Raw genomic sequence first — 1,158 nt, forward strand, 5'->3', positions numbered from 1 at the left:
CCCTCGCCCCCGCCGGTGCGGGCGGTCGCGATGTCGACGTCGTCCGCCTCGCGTTGCACGAACCGTCCGCCGTGGCCCGCACCAAGGACGAGCCCGCCGAAGAGGACCGCGCCCCCCGCGGCGTCATCGTCGACATCTCGCGCAAGCGCGTGCTCATCGACGGCGAGTCGGCGGCGTTCACGTTCAAGGAGTTCGAGCTGCTGCAGTACCTCGTTCTGCGCGAGGGCCGCACGATCGAACGCGCCGAGCTCGTGTCGTCGCTGTGGGAGGGCGCGACCGACGACGAAGCGCCCGGCGAGCGCACGATCGACGTGCACGTCCGCCGCCTGCGCGCCAAGCTCGGCGTGTACGAGGACATCGTCCGCACCGTGCGCGGCGTGGGCTACCGGTTCGACCGGCACGCCGACGTCTCGATCCGGTACGGCCACGGCACCCCCTCGCCCGACCGCTTCTGAGTCCTTCCCGGGCGGGTCGCCCTCGGACCGCGGCGATGTCGGCGGGCGGACGTAGGGTGTCCGCATGAGATCGACCCGGGTGTCCACGCGGCTGCGGCCGCGCGAGACGAGCCCGGCGTCCGCGGCACCCGTCGAAACCGAGTACCGCCCGCGGCAGCCCATCGATGTCGGGCGCGCGGTCGCCGCGCAACGACACGGACGCAACGACCCCACGTACGCTGCGACCGGATCCCTCGGGGCGGGTGGCGTCGTCTGGCGGGTGAGCCGCACCCCGGACGGGGTCGCGACGCTCGCCCTACGACGGACCGCCGACGGCACCGTCCGCGCGGCCGCGTGGGGCCCGGGCACCGATTGGGCGCTCGATCAGCTCCCCGCCCTGTGCGGAGCGAGCGACGATCCCGACGGATTCGACGCGTCGCGGCATCCGTCGGTCGCCGAGTGGCATCGACGGCATCCCGATCTGCGCATCGGACGCACCGACCTCGTGTTCGACGCCCTGGTCAGCGCGATCATGGAGCAGAAGGTGACCGGTATGCAGGCGTTCTCGGCCTGGCGGAGCATCGTCACGTGGTACGGCGAGCGCGCCCCGGGGCCCACGCCCCACCCCTTGTTCGCCCCACCGGATGTCGAGGGGTGGCGTCATGTGCCGTCGTGGGCCTGGCATCGCGCCGGTCTCGAGCCGCCGCAGTCGCGCACGATCGTC

The 1,158-nt window shown here is 73.2% G+C and carries 1 protein-coding gene and 1 pseudogene; both read left to right on the plus strand.

Annotation, left to right across the window (positions count from 1 at the left end; translation table 11 throughout):
- A partial coding sequence (locus LQV45_RS34310; RefSeq protein WP_230012334.1) for a winged helix-turn-helix domain-containing protein occupies window positions 1-455 on the plus strand: 455 nt, incomplete at its 5' end.
- A gap of 64 nt (window positions 456-519) precedes the next feature.
- A pseudogene (locus LQV45_RS34315) lies at window positions 520-1,158 on the plus strand (DNA-3-methyladenine glycosylase 2 family protein); the annotation flags it as partial.

The sequence above is a fragment of the Microbacterium sp. Bi128 genome (genome assembly GCF_918698205.1).